Raw genomic sequence first — 14,775 nt, forward strand, 5'->3', positions numbered from 1 at the left:
CGGCGGCATCGGCGCTGCTGCCTGCGAGCGACGTACGACAGCAGACCTGTCGGGAACTGCGGCAGTTCGCTCGTACGGCGGGCGCCGGCCCGCTCGGCGGACGAGCACGAGGGGCGAACTGCCGCAGTTCCCAACCGGATCCGCTCGGAGCCGCGGTCGGTCTCTGCCGCGAGGCGAGCTCAGCTGTGCGCCCGGGCGGACTCGAACGCGGCGGCGACCTCGAGGAGGCGGCGGTCGGCTCCGTGGGGAGCCACGACCTGGATGCCGACCGGCAGGCCGTCGGCGGTGAGGCCGGCCGGGACGGAGATCGCCGGACAACCGGTGACGGTGATGAAGTACGCCGAGCGCATCCAGTCGAGGTAGCCCTCCATGGGCCTGCCGTTGATCTGCGTCGGGAACTCCTGGTCGGCCGGGAACGGCGGCACCTGGGACACCGGGAGCACCAGCACGTCGTGGTCCTCGAAGAAGAGCCGCATGCGCTCGGCCAGTGTGGTGCGCTGTGCGTAGGCACGGGCCACGTCGCCACCGGTCAGCGACTCCCCCGCCCGGATGTTGTCGGCCAGCGACTGCTTGAACGCGTCGGGGTGCTCGGCGAGCAGCGGTCCGAACTTCGCCTGGAAGTGCCAGGCCCGCAGGGTGCGGAACGTGTCGTCGGCCTCGACCAGGGTGGGGTACGTCGAGTCGACGCGCGCCCCCGCTCCCGCGAACGTGGCTGCCGCGGACTCGACGATCGCGGCCACCTCGGCGTCCACCTCGAAGGCGCCGCCGAGGTCGACGGACAACGCGACGCGGAGGCCGGCCAACGAGGCCGAGAGCGGCGGCGCGAAGGCGGAGCCCGGATCGCGCAGGGCCAGCGGCGCCCGCGGGTCGGGGCCGGCAAGCACGGACAGCAGGAGCGCGAGGTCGCCGACGTTGCGCGCCAACGGTCCACCGACGGACGTCGACTCCCACTGGTTCGCGCTCGGCCACTCCGGCACCCGCCCGAGGGAGGGGCGGAGGCCGACGACACCGCAGAACGACGCGGGGTTGCGCAGGGACCCGCCCATGTCGGACCCCTCGGCCAGCGGCACCATGCCGGAGGCCAGCGCGCAGGCGGCACCACCGCTCGAGCCGCCCGCAGACCTCGTCGGGTCGTGCGGGTTGAGGGTGGTGCCGAAGACCGTGTTGAACGTGTGCGATCCGGCCGCGAACTCCGGCACGTTGGTCTTGCCGATCAGCACCGCACCTGCTCCGCGGATGCGTTCGACGATCAGGTCGTCACCGTCGGGCACGTGGTCGGCGAAGAGCGGCGACCCGTACGTCGTACGCCATCCAGCGACTCGGTGGGTGTCCTTCACCGCGAACGGCAACCCGTGCAACGGACCGGGTGCGGCACCGGCGGCGAGCGCCTCGTCGGCGGCCGCGGCACCGGCCCGAGCCCGCTCCTCGTCGAGCGACACGATCGCGTTGAGCTGCGGGTTGCGGGCGCGGATGCGGTCGAGGTGGAGCTCGAGCAGCTCGCGCGCCGAGATGTCACGAGAGCGTACGGCGGCGGCCTGCTCGCGGGCCGTCGAGTCGACGGTCAGCGAGGTCATCGTCGGCGTCCGAACCTCGAGCCGAGGACCACCCCGAGGGCGACCAGCCCGGCACCGACCGCGACGCCCTTCACGAAGTCGGACAGGTCGCCGGACCCTCGCGTCGGAGCGGTGAACACGTTCTTCGGCGCTACCGAACGGTCAGCAGGTTCCGCGGCCAGATTTCCTGCTGACTGTTCGGTAGCGGGTGTCGAGCCGGCGAGTGGCGGCGGCACCCCCGGCACTCCCTGGGCGATCGTCCGCTCGATGTTGGTGAAGAACTCGGTGGCCATCCGCCTGCTCACCGAGGTCAGCATCCGCTGGCCCACACCACCGACCATGCCCCCGACCACGGCGTCCGCGTCGTAGAGCAACGTGGTGGTGCCGTCGTCGTTGCACTCGAAGCGGACGTCGACCGTGGCACCGATCGTGCCCGGTGCGCCGGCGCCCTGCACGACCAGGACCAGCGACTGGTGCTCGACCAGGTCGCTCAGCGTGCAGGTGCCCGTGTAGGTGCCGCGGATCGCCGCGACTCCGGCGGTCACGGTCATGTCGTAGGCGTGCTCACCGGTCTCCTCGAGCCGCTCGCAACCAGGGATCGCGACGACCAGCACGTGTGGGTCCAGGACCGCGTTCCAGACCTTCTCGATCGGTGCGACCAAGGTGGCTTCGCCGGCGATCCTCATGACGGGTCCTTTCGGTGCTGGGCGGAGGTTTCGAGACGGCGCTGGCGCGCCTCCTCAACCACCGGGTGTCCCCTTCGGTGGTGCTCGCGCAGGTCGAAGAGCTGCGACGGCGAGATCGGCATCGCCGTGACGGCCAGGTTCCCCGGGTCGAGTCGCTCGGCGTCCTCGATGGCCGAGGCGAAGACCGCCGCCGACGGGATCACGCCCGCCTCACCCGCGCCCTTGAGGCCCAACGGGTTCAGCGGGCTCGGCGTCTCGAGGTGGTCGATCTCGATGCCGTCCGGCACCTCGGTCACGTAGGGCATCAGGAAGTCCATGAACGATGCGTTGAGCAGCTGCCCGTTCTCGTCGTACTCCATCCGCTCGTAGAGCGCGCCGCCGACACCCTGCGCCACCCCGCCGTGGATCTGCCCCTGCACGATCATCGGGTTGATCAGGTTGCCGCAGTCGTGCACCACGGCGTACCGGAGGATCTCGATCTCGGCGGTGTCGGGGTCGATCTCCACGATCACCGCATGCATGCCGGCGGCGAAGGTCGAGCGCTCCGGCGAGTAGAAGTCCTTGCCCTCGAGTCCGGGCTCCTCCCCCTCGGCGACCGGCGGCTTGCCCGGGTCGCCGACGCTGAACTGCGTGGCGGCGCCCGACGCCTCGTCGAAGGCGTAGCGCAACGGGTTGGACAGGACGGCGACCGTGCCGAGTGCGATCGAGCTGTCGGGGGCGCCCTTCACCCGCACCGACCCGTCGACGATCTCGAGGTCGTCGACCGAGGCCTCGAGCGCGTCGGCCGCGATCCGGAGCGCCTTCTCCTTCACCTTCCGGGCGGCCAGGTGGATCGCCGACCCGCTCATCACGGCCGCCCGCGAGGCGAACGTGCCCACGGCGTACGGCATCCGCCGGGTGTCGCCGGTGACCACCTCGACGCTCTCGAAGGGGACGCCGAGCTCGTCGGCGACGATCTGCGCGAACGCGGTCTGGTGCCCCTGGCCCTGGGTGGTCAGGCCGGTGGCGACCTTGACCTTGCCGCTGGTCTCGACGTGGATGTGCGCGCCCTCGTAGGGCCCCACCCCGGTGCCCTCGACGTAGCAGGCCAGGCCGAGGCCGAGTCGTCGTCCCTGCGCGGCGGCCTCGGCGCGGACGGTCTCGAAGTCGTCCCAGCCGATGAGGGCCTTGAGCTTGTCGAGCAGCTGCGGGTAGTCGCCCGAGTCGTAGACCAGCGGCCGACCGTCCTGGAAGGTCAGGTGGTGGTCGAAGGGGAACTCGTCGGGCTGGATGAAGTTGACCGCGCGCACGTCGGCGCGGTCCTTGCCGAGGTACGCCGCGATCGCGTCCATGGTGCGCTCCATCGCGTAGACGCCCTGCGGACGACCGGCCCCGCGGTACGGCGTCACGATCACGGTGTTCGTGTAGAGGCTCTCGAAGGTGACCCGGTAGTTGTGCGGCTTGTAGGGCCCGAGCAGCTGGGTCGAGGTGATGATCGGGACGATCAGGCCGTACGGCGTGTAGGCGCCGTTGTCGTGCCAGAACGCGACGTCGAGGCCGAGCAGCCTGCCGTCGTCGTCGAAGCCGACCTCGACGTGCTGCACCTGGGCGCGTTCGTGGGCCGAGGAGATGAAGTGCTCGCGGCGGTCCTCGATGAACTTCACCGGCTGTCCGAGCGCCTTGGAGGCCAGCGGCACCAGGAGCTCCTCCGGCCACGGGTGCACGATCTTCACGCCGAAGCCGCCGCCCACGTCGGGAGTGATCACGTCGACGTGGCCGAGGTCGAGACCGAGCTTGGCGGCGACGGCTGCGCGGACGCCGGTCGACGTCTGGGTGGAGGTCCAGACCTGCATCCGGCCCGAGTCCGTGTCCCAGCGGGCCAGGGTGCCGCGCCCCTCCATCGGGGTCGACGCGCTGCGCTCGATGTCGAGGTCGAGGCTGAGCCGGTGCGGTGCCGCGGCGATGGCGGCCGGGGCGTCACCGACGTGCTGCTCCAGGCGCGCGGCGACGTTGCCGGGCACGTCGTCGTGCACGAGCCGCTCGGCCGCGCGTGCGGCGGCCAGGCCCACCACGGGCGGCAGGAACTCGTAGGTCACCACGATCTTGTCGACGGCGTCCTCGGCGACGTAGCGGTCATCGGCCACGACGAACGCGATCGCCTCTCCGACGTGGTTCACCTCGTCCTTGGCCAGGGCGTACTGCGTGCGTCCGTGGGTGAGCGCCGGGTGCGGGATGAGCAACGGCAGCGGTTCGGCCATCGGGCCCTGCAGGTCGTCGTAGGTGAAGACGGCGTGCACTCCGTCGACGTCGAGCACCGCGGACACGTCGATGTCGACGATGCGGGCGTGGGCGTGCGGGCTGCGCAGCACCGCCGCGTGCAACGCGTCGGCACCGAGGTCGTCGACGTACCGCCCGGCACCGCGGAGGAACCGGTCGTCCTCCACGCGGGCGACCCGTTCGCCGAACATGCGTGTCGTCACGGCGACTCCCCCTCCCCGGCGATCAGCTCGGCGGCGCGCTCGACCGCGGAGACGATGTTCTGGTAGCCGGTGCACCGGCACAGGTTGCCGGCGATCATCTCCTTCGCCTCGTCGTGCGTGGGGCACGGGTTGTCGCGGAGCCCGGCGGTGATGGTGGTCAGGAAGCCGGGGGTGCAGAAGCCGCACTGCAGCCCGTGGCAGTCCTTGAACGCCTGCTGCACCGGGCCGAGTGACCCGTCGGCGTTGGTGAGTCCCTCGACGGTGGTCACCTCGGAACCGGAGACGGTCACCGCGAGCAGCAGGCAGGAGCGCACCGGGGTGCCGTCGAGCAGCACCGTGCAGGAGCCGCACACGCCGTGCTCGCAGCCGACGTGGGTGCCGGTCAGCCCGAGGTCGTGGCGCAGGGCATCGCTGAGCAGCCGGCGCGCGGGCACCTCGACGTCGTGCGGCACCCCGTTGACCACGAGGCGTACGTCGTGGAGCTCCTCGCTCATGGCTGCTCCGTACGCCGGCGTGCATCGTCGTACGCCGCCCGCAGCGTGCGGCCGGTCAGCACCCGCACCAGTTGTGAGCGGTAGGCGGCGGTGGCGTGGATGTCGCCCTGCGGGTCGAGCGCGGCCAGTGCCAGCTCACCGGCGGCGGTGAGCGCTTCGTCCGAAGGGGCTTCGCCGCCGGCCAGCGCCGGCGCCAGGTCGACGACCGTGGGCAGGTCGCTGACCGAGAGGTAGCCGGCCCGCGCCTCGACGATCTGGCGGCCTTCGAGTCGCACGAGGACGGCCACGCCACACAGGGCGTAGTCGCCGTGCCTTCGGGCCACTTCACGGAAGGCCACGCCGGAGCCCTCGGCGAGGGCCGGGAAGAACGCCTCCACGGCGATCTCGTCGTGGGCCAGTGACGACTCGAGCGGGCCGAGGAACAACGCGTCGCCAGCGACCGTACGCCGACCGCCCGGCCCCACCACGTCGACGGAGCCACCCAGCAGCGCAAGGACCACCGGCATCTCGGCGGCCGCATCGGCATGCACCAGGGAACCCACCGTCGTGCCCCGGTTGCGGATCGTGGCGTGGGCGACGTTGGCCAGGGCCATCGCCAGCAGGGGCTGGACCCGTCGGACCTCTTGGTCGGCGAGCACCGCCGCATGCCGGGCCAACGCCCCGACCCGCACCCCCGATGCGTCACTGGTGACGTGGTCGAGGCCGGGCAGCCGGTTGATGTCCACCAGCAGGGCCGGTGCCGCGAGCCGCATGGAGAGCAGCGGCACCAGGCTCTGTCCGCCGGCCAGCACCTTCGCGTTCGTGCTCCCGGCGAGGGCCTCGACGGCAGCCGCCAGGTCGGTGGGCCGGGCGTACGCGAACGGCGCGGGCTTCACCGGTGGCCACCGCCTGAGGTGCGTCGGGGGTGACCGGCGCTCCGGGTGCGTGCTGGGCCAGGCGGAGAAGCGATGGCGGGCCGGAGGCCCGTCGAGTCTTCGAGAACGCGGGCCAGCGCGTGCCCGGGGTGTCGGGCACACGACGGACCTCCGGCGGTGGCCACCTAGTCCCGGTGCCTTCCCGGGGCTGCGCCAGAGTCCGTCTCGTCGCCCTCGGGACTCGCATGGGTGCCGGTGCCGCCGACCGCGATGATCGTGCCGTCGTCGTTGACGCGGGGCGCCACGAGGCGGGCCAGGTGGTAGCCGATCACGGTGACCAGCGTGCCCAGCGCGATGCCGTTGAGGGAGAAGTCGTCGGTGATCTTCAGGCTGGCATCGCCGATGGCCAGGATGATGCCGGCCGCAAGGGGCACGAGGTTCACCGGATCGGCGAAGTTGACGTCGTTCTCCTTCCAGATCTTGGCGCCCAGCAGGCCGATCATCCCGTAGAGCACCAGGGTGATCCCGCCGAGCACGGCCGGTGGCGTGTGGTTCACGATCTCGCCGAACTTCGGCACCAGGCCGAGCAGGATCGCCACCACCGCGGCCACGTAGTAGGCGGCCGTGGAGTAGACCCTCGTCGCCGCCATGACGCCAATGTTCTCGGCGTACGTCGTGGTGGGTGAGCCGCCGACCGCGGACGCGATGACGGTGCCGACGCCGTCGGCCGCGACTGCCCGGCCCATCACCGGGTCGAGGTCGGTCTCGGTCATCTCGGCCACGGCCTTGACGTGTCCGACGTTCTCGGCGACCAGTGCGATCACCGCCGGCAGCACGAGGAGCGCGAAGGTCAACGAGAAGTCCGGGAGGTGCCAGCCGACCGCGCCGAGGTTGTTCAGCTCGGTCTGGTTGCCGACCAGGCCCTCGGCGGTGTGCTGGGGGAAGCCGAACCAGTCGGCCTCCTTCACCGCACTCCAGTCGACCCGCCAGTGGGCGCCCGGCTCCGGGTTGCCCGGCACGGGCAGCGAGGTCTTGCCGAAGATCTTGTCGACCACGACCGAGAGGACATAGCCGAAGATCAGGCCGAGGAAGATCGCGATCCGCCCGAAGAACCCGCGCAGGCCCACGGCCATCAGGATCACCGCGGTCATGGTGATGATCGCGACCCACGGGTCGGCCGGCATGTAGGTCTGGGTGGCCACCGGGGCCAGGTTGAAGCCGATCAGCATGACCACGGCACCGGTCACGACCGGGGGCAGCACGGCGTTGACGACCCGCGCCCCGAAGAAGTGGATCACCAGGCCGACCAGGGCGAGGACGACGCCGGCGACCAGGATCGCGCCGGTGACGTCTTCGGGCCCGCCGCCCTGTGCGTAGACCGCGCCCGCCCCGCCGACGAAGGACGCCGAGGTGCCGAGGTAGCTGGGCACCTTGTTCTTCACGATCAGCAGGAAGCAGATCGTGGCGATGCCGCTCATCATGATCGCCAGGTTGGCGTTGAGGCCCATGACGATCGGGAACACGAAGGTCGCGCCGAACATGGCGACCACGTGTTGTGCGCCGAGGCCGGCCGTCTTGCCCCAGCCGAGCCGCTGGTGTGGTGCCACCGCCTGACCCGGCGCCGGATCGACCACGTCCCACCTGAACATCGACATGCTGCCTCCTCGACGCGGGCCGCAGCCCGGATTTCCTCCGCAGGTTGCCGAACCTAGTGGGCCCGATCCTGCCGAACACCGGCGACTTGTGCTGAACGGCACATCCTTCCAGTGGCAGATCTTGTTCGCGAGCCCTTTGGTACGGCGCGTCGGTGCGGCGCGCCGTACGGACCCGTCAGTCGGCGATCTCGAGGACCCGCAGGGCGACCGCGACGTCGAGGCGCAGGTGCGGGTCGGAGCCCACCGGCCCGAGCAGCCGCTCGAGCTTCCCGACCCGGTAGCGCATCGTGTTGTAGTGGAAGAACTGGAGCCGCGCGGCCTCGGCCACGTTGAAGTTCGTGTCGAGCAGCACCTGCAGGGTCTCGCGCAGGTCGGTCACCTCCGCGGACGTGCCGGCGAGCTCGCCGAGGACGTCGCGGGCGAAGGAGTGCAGCTCGTCGTGGTCGGGCACCAGCGCGATCAGGCGGTGCACGCCGAGCTGGTCGAAGTACGTCGTCGAGCCACCGCCGTGCACCCGTCGTCCGACCTCCACCGCTCGACGGGCCTGCGCGTAGGCCTCGGGGAGGCCCTCGATGTCGGCGGCCACCCGGCTCACGCCCACGGAGAAGGGACGTCGCCCTCCGCCCTTGTCGCCGGCCACGTCGGAGACCAGCTGCCGCACCACCGAGGCGCCACCGTCGACGGCGTCCTCCGGCACCGGCACCAGGGTCACCACCTCCGAGGAGAAGTCGACGCTCGGCACACCCGGGTCGAAGGCGTGGCTGACCTGGCGCCAGGCAGCGGAGAAGCGCTCCTGCCACCGCCGACGGATCCGGTTCGAGGTGGCCGGCTCGTCGGCGGGCGCGGGATCGATCTCGGCGGCGACCACCACCATCGGCCGCGACAGGTTCCAGCCGAACGCCTCGACGTGCTCGACGACGTACTCCTCGGCCCCGGCCCGTCGCAGGAGCACGTCGCGCAGGAAGTCGCCCTGGTACTTGTTCTCGACCGCGCCGACCGCCTCCTCGCGGGTGATCAGCAGTGCGGCGACGGCCGCGGCTCGCTCCATTGCGTGGACGTCTCCGGAGGAGATCTCCGAGCCCTCGCGGAAGCAGACCAGCCGGGCCAGGTCCGCGCCACCGGCGACGATGCGCAGCATCCGGACCTGTCCCCGGCCGACCCCCACGCCGTCGGCCCCGGCCCGCTCGACCCGGAAGCGTCCGGTCGGGTCGAACAGCTCGGCGTCGTCCATCAGGCCACGCAGTGCGTCGGACAGCTCCGCCGCTCGTTCGCGCCCGTCCGTGGAGGTGAGGAGTACGCCGACGTCGAGGACGCGCGCCACCTCGGCGGCGATCTGGCTCAGGTTGCCACCCTCGAGGACGATCTGGGTCAGGGCCGTGTGCAGCGCGTCGACCCTGGCCAGGGCCTTGATCGCGTCCTGGCTGCTGGTCTGGCTGCTGGTCTGGTCCGGCACTATCAACTCTTGCACCTCGTTCCGGCGTTCCGTTGGCACAACCTCACATCGGCAAACCGTACTGCGTCCCACTAGCGTCGGGAGGGTGATCGCGACAGCGCCCTCCACAGGCACACCCGCAGCGGCACCGACCCGGGTCCGGGAGCGGTTGGCCGCGGCGAGGGGCCCGGTGGGGTTCCTCCATCGCGGTCCGCTGGCGCTCTACCTCGAGGTCGAGGGCTGGTGCGTCGGCGTGGTCGGCACGTCCGCGGCCGCCGTCCCCTGCGCGCTGCGGTTGGCCACCCCCGGCATCGGGGAGCTCGCCACGGCGCGCACCGCGCGGGTCGCCGACGGTGCGCTGTTCCTCGACGACACCGAGGTCAGGGTCGGCCGCTTGGTCGACGTGTCGGCACCGCGGCTCACCCTCGATGCACCGGTGACGGTCGACGTGGGCGCGGCTCGAGACCTGCTCGCACAGGAACTGCCCACCCACGCCCTCGACGCCCTGGCACGAGCGGAGCCGGCCGCCGTCGCGCACCTGGTCGGACGCGGCAGCGGGCTCACCCCGTCCGGGGACGACGTGCTCTGCGGCTGGCTGGCCACGCACTGGGCGGCTGGAGTCGACGTACCCGGGTTCGCGCGCGCGCTCGCCCAGACCCGGCACCGCACCACGACGCTCTCCGCGACCCTCCTCGACTGCGCCCGGCACGGCGAGGTGCTCCCCGAGTTCGGTCGCCTCCTGCGGGTGCTCGCCGAACCCGCGGCCGCTTCGGCGGCGGATCGCGCCAACGCCGTCGACGACCTGGTCGGCATCGGGCACACGTCGGGAAGCGCCCTCCTGCTGGGCGTGGGTCTCGCGCTCGCGTCGCTGTCATCGGCCGGGCCCCCGGCAGCCAACACCGACGCGACCTCCCCCGACACGCAACGGAGCCGCTGCGCATGAGCCACACCCATGTCGAGCTCAGACGCGGCGCGTACGCCGACTCCGTGACCCTGCTGCAGGTCAGCCGCACCGTCGCCGCTGGGGCCGGTGTCGAGGCCGCGCAGGTCGCGATGGCCACCGACCTCAACCTCGACGTGTTGGCCGGCATGGGCTTCGCGCCGCCTCCGGACGTCACCGCCAACGACATGGTGGTGGCCCTCCGGCTCGACGATGAGGCGGCTCTGGCACCCGCCCTCGTCGCGGTCGACGCGGCACTGGCCGCGTCGAGCCGCGTCGCCGCTGGCACGGTCGAGCTGGCACCGCCGCGCACCACAGGTTCGGCCCTGAGCCGCGACGCGAACGGCGGTGACGTGCTGGCGCTGGTCTCGGTGCCCGGTCCGAGTGCGTTCGTCGAGGCGATGGACGCACTCGACGCCGGTCACGACGTGATGGTCTTCAGCGACAACGTGCCCCTGGATCAGGAGGTCGCGCTCAAGCGCACGGCGACCGAGCGCGGGCTCCTGGTGATGGGCCCCGACTGCGGAACCGCCGTCGTCGGCGGACTGGGCCTCGGATTCGCCAACGCGGTGGTGCCGGGACCTGTCGGCATCGTGGCCGCCTCCGGCACCGGATGCCAACAGCTGATGGCCCTGCTCGACCATGCAGACCTGGGGGTTGGATCGGCCCTCGGCGTCGGCGGACGCGACCTGTCCGCCGACGTCGGAGGGCTCTCCACGAGGGAGTCGCTGCGCCGTCTCGACGACGACCCGGCGATCGAGCTGATCGTGGTCGTCTCCAAGCCGCCGGCGGCCGAGGTGGCCGCCACCATCCGTGAGTACGCCGCCACGCTGGGCACCCCGGTCGAGTTCGCCCTGCTCGGCGCAGGTCAACCCGACCTGACTGCCGCGGCGGAGACCGTGCTGGCCAGGCTCGGACGCGAGGTCCCGGACTGGCCCGTGTGGGGCGAGGCGACGGCCCGTGCGGACGGCGGTGGGCTGCTGCGCGGGCTGTTCGTGGGCGGGACCCTGTGCGACGAGGCCATGCTCGTGGCGACGCAGGTGATCGGCCCGATCAGGAGCAACATTCCCTTCTCGCCCGAGCTGGCCCTCGGCCCCGACCTCGACGCCGACGCCCACCTGATGATCGACTTCGGCGACGACACCCTCACCTCCGGGCGGGCGCACCCGATGATCGACCCGACGTTGAGGCTCGAGCACCTCGCAGAGGTCGCCGCCGACCCGCGGACCGGCGTACTGCTCCTGGACGTCGTGCTCGGCCACGGTGCGGAGGACGATCCGGCGGCGTCTCTCGCGCCGGCCATCGCGCGGGCGGCGTGCCCGGTCGTGGTCGCGTTGGTCGGCACCACCTCCGACCCCCAGGGCCTGTCCCGGCAGGCGGAGGCGCTCTCGGCCGCGGGGGCCGAGGTCCACCTGTCCAACGCGGCGGCCTGTTGCCGCGCCCTCGAGCTGATCGGTGGCGCGCGATGACCACACCCACCCGCATCGTCAGCGCCGGTGCCGGGCTGTTCGCCGACGCGATCGAGGCCCAGGCCGTGCCCGTCAGCCGCGTCGACTGGCGGCCGCCGATGCCCGGCACCGAGGCCGACCTCGCCACGGTGGCCGCCGACCCCCTGCGCAGGCCCGCCAACGAGCAGGCACTGGCCGCGATGCTGGGAGTGCAGGCCCTGCTGGTCGACGTCGCTCCGGCGTCGGAGGTGCTGGGCCTGCACCGGGGCGAGTTCCTGCACGCCGGTCCGCCGATCGGGTGGGAGACGGCGTCCGGTCCGTTGCGCGGTGGCCTGATGGCCGGCGCCGCGCTCGAGGGCCTGGTCGACGATCCGGAGATGGCCGTGGCGCTGTTCGAGTCGGGTGACGGGATCTCCCTCGAGCCGTGCCACCACCGCGACACGGTCGGGCCGATGGCGGGTGTGGTCACGCCGTCGATGTGGATGTTCGTGCTCGAGGACCCCGCCACTGGCAGGCGCGCGCACTGCTCGCTCAACGAGGGTCTCGGCAAGGTGTTGCGCTACGGCGCCTACTCCCCCGAGGTCCTCGACCGGCTGCGCTGGATGTCGGCGGTGCTGGGGCCGGTGCTGCAGAAGGCGGTGCGCACCAGTGGGCCGGTCGACGCCACCGGCATCCTCACCCAGATGCTCCAGATGGGCGACGAGGCGCACAACCGCAACCGGGCCGGCACGTTGATGCTGCTGCGCGACCTGTCCCCCGCGATGGTCGACTCCGGATTCCCGTCCGCCGACGTCGCGGCAGCCCTGCGCTTCATCGGTGGCAACGACCACTTCTTCCTCAACGTGGCGATGCCGACCTGCAAGCTCGCCCTCGACGCGGCACGCGGCATCGACGGCTCCACGATGGTCGTGGCGATGGCCCGCAACGGCACCGAGTTCGGCATCCAGACCTCGGGCACCGGCGACCAGTGGTTCACCGGACCGGCCCAGGTCGCCGACGGGCTCTTCCTGGGTGACTACGGCCCCGACGACGCCAACCCCGACATCGGCGACTCCGCGATCACCGAGACCGCCGGCATCGGCGGCTTCGCGATGGCGACCGCACCGGCCATCGTGCGGCTGGTCGGCGGCAGCGTGCCCGACGCCCTCGCCACCACGCGCCGGATGCACGAGATCACCCTCGGGGAGAACCCGCGCTGGTCAATCCCGGTGCTCGAGTTCCAGGGTGTGCCGAGCGGCATCGACGTGAGCCTGGTCTGTCGCACCGGCATCCTGCCGCAGATCAACACCGGCATGGCCGGCAAGGTGGCGGGCGTCGGGCAGGTGGGCGCCGGGTTGGTGACCCCACCGGCCGAGATCTTCCCGCAGGCACTGGCCCAGCTCGCCGCCCGCGCCCGGGCTCGCAGCACCACCTGAAGCCGACCCGTCGCCAGTTTTTGTCGACCCGTCGCCAGTTCCTGGGTGCACGCCGTCCGACGAGTCAGGCGGGCTGCCAGAAGGCGGCCTTCAGGTCGACCTTCCCGGAGGGGCGCATCGGAGTGTTCTCCTCCAGGTAGCACTGCCGTGCCTCGTCCTGGTGGCTCGGCGGCAACGACCCGTCGGCGCGCACCACCCGCCACCACGGCACCGGCCCGCCGTGCATCGCCATCACGTTGCCGACCAGGCGCGGACCACCGATGCCCAGGGCCTCACCCACGACGTCGGCCACCGCGCCGTACGTCGTCACGCGTCCCCTCGGCACGCGTTCGACGTACTGCAGCACCGCTTCGACGTACTCCTCGTTCACGCGACCAAGCCTAGAGCGAGGACATGCTCTAGCCGCGCACCCAGTGGTAGTCCCACGTTTCGGAGTCCTCGTCGATGTCGAACACCGGGACCACGCGCTGGCTCCCACCCGTGAAGGTGGTGATCGTCGGTCCCTGCACCGTGGTGGAGGCGATCAGGCTGCCCTCGGGGGCGATCGTGATCGGGTTCTGCTCGTCGTCAACGGACACCACGACGCCGGTCCGGGCGTCGGCCAGGGCAAGATCGGTGAAGCCGTTGTCGTTGCGGAACGGCGCCGCCCGGTAGCGCCCGTCCAGGTGCTCGACACCGTCCGCGAGGGCGGCGAGCTGGGCCAGGTCACCGCCGACCGGACGGGCCACGCCGGTGCCGGGCGCGACCGCGACCAAGGGGAAGCGGCTCAACGGTGCCGTGCGACCGGCCGTGGAGAACCACCACCCGGCAGAGTCGGCCAGTTCGAGCTGCATGCCACGGACCGCGCGCATCTCGGTCAGGCGCGTCCCGGACAGCCGGTACCAGACCGGCGCCTCGTCGTCCCCGCGACGCAGGAGGCCCGACGGGTCCTGGAGCTCGAGTCCGTCGACCGCGCCACGCACCGGGCTCTCGCGACCGTCCCTGCCCACGAGCACCAGGCCGGTCCCCCGGTCGACGAGCGCGGAGCGGCCCACGACACCGAGTACCGTGCCCTGTTCCCGGCCGACGCCGTCCAGCTCAGCCGAGGTGTCGCCGAGCCGGAGGCTCCCCTCCACGGAGGTCGCGGCCGTGTGACCGTCCGCCGAGAAGCTGATCTCCTCGAGGTCGTCGGTCGGCAGCTCGACCGGCGTCGCGATCGGCTTGTCGAGGCGGAGGGCGACCAACGCCCCGTCCTCGTGCCGTTCGAGCACCATCAGGTCACCGGTGCGCGCGACCACCTCGGCGGGCCCACCGACCGGGGTGTCGACCGTCTCCGTGTCGCCCGTGAGCACGTCCTGCACCGAGACGAGCTCCTCCGGCCCGGGCTCGTCGGACGCCGCGGACCCGTCGGACGCATCACCCTGCGTCTCGGTGCGCACGGCCAGGCGCTGGCCGTCCTCCAGCCGTGACGGGTCTCCGTCCAGTCCGTGGATCGTGTCGACGGAGCCCTCGGAGAGATCGAGGTTCCAGATCGTGTCGTCCCCGAAGAAGCTGACCGTCCCCGGCACCGCCTGCCGGATCACCGCGTGCTCGGGCAGCGTCACCTCGTCGACGACCGTGCTCTCCCGGTCGACGACGTACGCCGTCCGGCCGCCGTGCACCACGGCGTACGTCGTGTGGCCGGCGCCGACTCCCTGTCCGGCCGTCACGACCGGACGGCCGGGGTCGCCGCACGCGCAGGCGGGCTCGTCACCCGTGCACGCGACGACGCCGAGCAGCGCCCCCACCACCGTCAGTCGGGTCCCGAGAAGCGTCAGAGAATTCATGGGGGTACGACGTACGACGAGCAGGGGCGGTTCC

The 14,775-nt window shown here is 71.9% G+C and carries 12 protein-coding genes; 3 read left to right on the forward strand and 9 right to left on the reverse strand.

Annotated features, from left to right (window positions below):
• Window positions 1-179: 179 nt before the first annotated feature.
• From ASH02_RS24995 to ASH02_RS25025, 7 genes are all read right to left on the reverse strand, one after another.
• Entirely contained in the window at window positions 180-1,574 is a 1,395-nt protein-coding gene (locus ASH02_RS24995; RefSeq protein WP_057295712.1) for an amidase, read from the reverse strand.
• Window positions 1,571-2,239, reverse strand: coding sequence for an SRPBCC family protein (locus ASH02_RS25000; RefSeq protein WP_057295713.1), 669 nt, complete (start codon window positions 2,237-2,239; stop codon window positions 1,571-1,573). The genes ASH02_RS24995 and ASH02_RS25000 overlap by 4 nt, the downstream gene beginning before the upstream one ends.
• Window positions 2,236-4,698, reverse strand: coding sequence for an aerobic carbon-monoxide dehydrogenase large subunit (gene cutA, locus ASH02_RS25005; protein WP_057295714.1), 2,463 nt, complete (start codon window positions 4,696-4,698; stop codon window positions 2,236-2,238). The genes ASH02_RS25000 and cutA overlap by 4 nt, the downstream gene beginning before the upstream one ends.
• The gene (locus tag ASH02_RS25010; protein WP_057295715.1) at window positions 4,695-5,192 is read right to left on the reverse strand and encodes a (2Fe-2S)-binding protein; all 498 of its coding nucleotides are present in this window, start codon (window positions 5,190-5,192) and stop codon (window positions 4,695-4,697) included. The genes cutA and ASH02_RS25010 overlap by 4 nt, the downstream gene beginning before the upstream one ends.
• Window positions 5,189-6,067 carry an FAD binding domain-containing protein gene (locus ASH02_RS25015; protein ID WP_057295716.1) on the reverse strand — a complete coding sequence of 293 codons (879 nt, stop codon included), beginning with the start codon at window positions 6,065-6,067 and terminating at the stop codon, window positions 5,189-5,191. Before ASH02_RS25015 ends, ASH02_RS25010 begins: the two co-directional genes overlap by 4 nt.
• A gap of 164 nt (window positions 6,068-6,231) precedes the next feature.
• Window positions 6,232-7,701, reverse strand: a complete 1,470-nt coding sequence (locus ASH02_RS25020; RefSeq protein WP_057295717.1) for a uracil-xanthine permease family protein — start codon at window positions 7,699-7,701, stop codon at window positions 6,232-6,234.
• A 175-nt stretch (window positions 7,702-7,876) separates the two neighbouring features.
• Window positions 7,877-9,154 carry a PucR family transcriptional regulator gene (locus ASH02_RS25025; RefSeq protein ID WP_056687374.1) on the reverse strand — a complete coding sequence of 426 codons (1,278 nt, stop codon included), beginning with the start codon at window positions 9,152-9,154 and terminating at the stop codon, window positions 7,877-7,879.
• Between the two features lie 85 nt (window positions 9,155-9,239).
• Between ASH02_RS25025 and ASH02_RS25820 the strand changes: the two genes are divergently transcribed.
• Genes ASH02_RS25820 through ASH02_RS25040 form a run of 3 tightly spaced genes read left to right on the forward strand, consistent with a single transcriptional unit; the run spans window position 9,240 to window position 12,936 of the window.
• Window positions 9,240-10,076, forward strand: coding sequence for an oxamate carbamoyltransferase subunit AllH family protein (locus tag ASH02_RS25820; protein WP_200951221.1), 837 nt, complete (start codon window positions 9,240-9,242; stop codon window positions 10,074-10,076).
• Window positions 10,073-11,542 carry an FdrA family protein gene (locus ASH02_RS25035; RefSeq protein WP_056687378.1) on the forward strand — a complete coding sequence of 490 codons (1,470 nt, stop codon included), beginning with the start codon at window positions 10,073-10,075 and terminating at the stop codon, window positions 11,540-11,542. Before ASH02_RS25820 ends, ASH02_RS25035 begins: the two co-directional genes overlap by 4 nt.
• A complete protein-coding gene (locus tag ASH02_RS25040) occupies window positions 11,539-12,936 on the forward strand; it encodes a DUF1116 domain-containing protein (protein ID WP_056687380.1) in 1,398 nt (465 codons plus the stop codon). Before ASH02_RS25035 ends, ASH02_RS25040 begins: the two co-directional genes overlap by 4 nt.
• Before the next feature lie 64 nt (window positions 12,937-13,000).
• On the opposite strand, the gene ASH02_RS25045 is transcribed toward ASH02_RS25040, so the two are convergent.
• Entirely contained in the window at window positions 13,001-13,306 is a 306-nt protein-coding gene (locus ASH02_RS25045; protein ID WP_056687381.1) for an MGMT family protein, read from the reverse strand.
• Between the two features lie 28 nt (window positions 13,307-13,334).
• The gene (locus ASH02_RS25050; RefSeq protein ID WP_156409871.1) at window positions 13,335-14,741 is read right to left on the reverse strand and encodes a hypothetical protein; all 1,407 of its coding nucleotides are present in this window, start codon (window positions 14,739-14,741) and stop codon (window positions 13,335-13,337) included.
• Between the last annotated feature and the right edge of the window lie 34 nt (window positions 14,742-14,775).

Source organism: Nocardioides sp. Soil796, from assembly GCF_001429525.1.
Classification (GTDB): domain Bacteria; phylum Actinomycetota; class Actinomycetes; order Propionibacteriales; family Nocardioidaceae; genus Nocardioides.

Bases quoted from the DNA above. Each gene is read 5' to 3' on its own strand.
- ASH02_RS24995 (WP_057295712.1), bottom strand. From the start codon at position 1,574: ATGACCTCGCTGACCGTCGACTCGACGGCCCGCGAGCAGGCCGCCGCC.
- ASH02_RS25000 (WP_057295713.1), bottom strand. From the start codon at position 2,239: ATGAGGATCGCCGGCGAAGCCACCTTGGTCGCACCGATCGAGAAGGTC.
- ASH02_RS25010 (WP_057295715.1), bottom strand. From the start codon at position 5,192: ATGAGCGAGGAGCTCCACGACGTACGCCTCGTGGTCAACGGGGTGCCG.
- ASH02_RS25020 (WP_057295717.1), bottom strand. From the start codon at position 7,701: ATGTCGATGTTCAGGTGGGACGTGGTCGATCCGGCGCCGGGTCAGGCG.
- ASH02_RS25035 (WP_056687378.1), top strand. From the start codon at position 10,073: ATGAGCCACACCCATGTCGAGCTCAGACGCGGCGCGTACGCCGACTCC.
- ASH02_RS25040 (WP_056687380.1), top strand. From the start codon at position 11,539: ATGACCACACCCACCCGCATCGTCAGCGCCGGTGCCGGGCTGTTCGCC.
- ASH02_RS25050 (WP_156409871.1), bottom strand. From the start codon at position 14,741: ATGAATTCTCTGACGCTTCTCGGGACCCGACTGACGGTGGTGGGGGCG.